General features: G+C 54.0%; 1 rRNA gene. It reads left to right on the top strand.

Annotation, left to right across the window (positions count from 1 at the left end):
- Positions 1 to 2,341: ribosomal RNA gene (locus D3H55_RS23525) — 23S ribosomal RNA — on the top strand; the annotation flags it as partial.

Genomic DNA, 2,341 nt, shown 5'->3' on the forward strand with positions numbered 1-2,341 from the left:
GGGTGATGGCGTGCCTTTTGTAGAATGAACCGGCGAGTTACGATCCCATGCAAGGTTAAGTCGGAAAGACGGAGCCGCAGCGAAAGCGAGTCTGAATAGGGCGAATGAGTATGTGGTCGTAGACCCGAAACCAGGTGATCTACCCATGTCCAGGGTGAAGTTCAGGTAACACTGAATGGAGGCCCGAACCCACGCACGTTGAAAAGTGCGGGGATGAGGTGTGGGTAGCGGAGAAATTCCAATCGAACTTGGAGATAGCTGGTTCTCTCCGAAATAGCTTTAGGGCTAGCCTCATGTAGTAAGAGTCTTGGAGGTAGAGCACTGTTTGGACTAGGGGCCCTCATCGGGTTACCGAATTCAGACAAACTCCGAATGCCAAAGACTTATCCATGGGAGTCAGACTGCGAGTGATAAGATCCGTAGTCGAAAGGGAAACAGCCCAGACCACCAGCTAAGGTCCCAAAGTATACGTTAAGTGGAAAAGGATGTGGAGTTGCTTAGACAACCAGGATGTTGGCTTAGAAGCAGCCACCATTTAAAGAGTGCGTAATAGCTCACTGGTCGAGTGACTCTGCGCCGAAAATGTACCGGGGCTAAACGTATCACCGAAGCTGTGGATTGACACCGATTGGTGTCAGTGGTAGGAGAGCGTTCTAAGGGCTGAGAAGCTGGACCGTAAGGACTGGTGGAGCGCTTAGAAGTGAGAATGCCGGTATGAGTAGCGAAAGACAGGTGAGAATCCTGTCCACCGAATGCCTAAGGTTTCCTGAGGAAGGCTCGTCCGCTCAGGGTTAGTCGGGACCTAAGCCGAGGCCGAAAGGCGTAGGCGATGGATAACAGGTTGATATTCCTGTACCACCTCTTTTCCGTTTGAGTGATGGGGGGACGCAGGAGGATAGGGTAAGCGCGCTGCTGGATATGCGCGTCTAAGCAGTTAGGCTGGTGATGAGGCAAATCCCGTCACCGTGAAGGCTGAGCTGTGACAGCGAGGGAAATATAGTACCGAAGTTCCTGATTCCACACTGCCAAGAAAAGCCTCTAGCGAGGAAAAAGGTGCCCGTACCGCAAACCGACACAGGTAGGCGAGGAGAGAATCCTAAGGTGAGCGAGAGAACTCTCGTTAAGGAACTCGGCAAAATGACCCCGTAACTTCGGGAGAAGGGGTGCTCTGGTAGGGTGCAAGCCCGAGAGAGCCGCAGTGAATAGGCCCAGGCGACTGTTTAGCAAAAACACAGGTCTCTGCGAAGCCGTAAGGCGAAGTATAGGGGCTGACGCCTGCCCGGTGCTGGAAGGTTAAGGGGAGTGCTTAGCGCAAGCGAAGGTGCGAACCGAAGCCCCAGTAAACGGCGGCCGTAACTATAACGGTCCTAAGGTAGCGAAATTCCTTGTCGGGTAAGTTCCGACCCGCACGAAAGGCGCAACGATCTGGGCACTGTCTCAACGAGAGACTCGGTGAAATTATAGTACCTGTGAAGATGCAGGTTACCCGCGACAGGACGGAAAGACCCCGTGGAGCTTTACTGTAGCCTGATATTGAATTTTGGCACAGCTTGTACAGGATAGGTAGGAGCCTTGGAAACCGGAGCGCCAGCTTCGGTGGAGGCGCTGGTGGGATACTACCCTGGCTGTGTTGAACTTCTAACCCGCGCCCCTGATCGGGGTGGGAGACAGTGTCAGGTGGGCAGTTTGACTGGGGCGGTCGCCTCCTAAAGAGTAACGGAGGCGCCCAAAGGTTCCCTCAGAATGGTTGGAAATCATTCGCAGAGTGTAAAGGCACAAGGGAGCTTGACTGCGAGACCTACAAGTCGAGCAGGGACGAAAGTCGGGCTTAGTGATCCGGTGGTTCCGCATGGAAGGGCCATCGCTCAACGGATAAAAGCTACCCCGGGGATAACAGGCTTATCTCCCCCAAGAGTCCACATCGACGGGGAGGTTTGGCACCTCGATGTCGGCTCATCGCATCCTGGGGCTGTAGTCGGTCCCAAGGGTTGGGCTGTTCGCCCATTAAAGCGGTACGCGAGCTGGGTTCAGAACGTCGTGAGACAGTTCGGTCCCTATCCGTCGTGGGCGCAGGAAATTTGAGAGGAGCTGTCCTTAGTACGAGAGGACCGGGATGGACGCACCGCTGGTGTACCAGTTGTCTTGCCAAAGGCATCGCTGGGTAGCTATGTGCGGAAGGGATAAGTGCTGAAAGCATCTAAGCATGAAGCCCCCCTCGAGATGAGATTTCCCATCACTTTATGTGAGTAAGATCCCTGAAAGATGATCAGGTAGATAGGTCTGAGGTGGAAGCGTGGCGACACGTGCAGCTGACAGATACTAATCGATCGAGGACTTAACC

Source organism: Bacillus salacetis (genome assembly GCF_003581585.1).
In the GTDB taxonomy this organism is placed as follows: Bacteria; Bacillota; Bacilli; order Bacillales; family Bacillaceae_B; genus Rossellomorea; species Rossellomorea salacetis.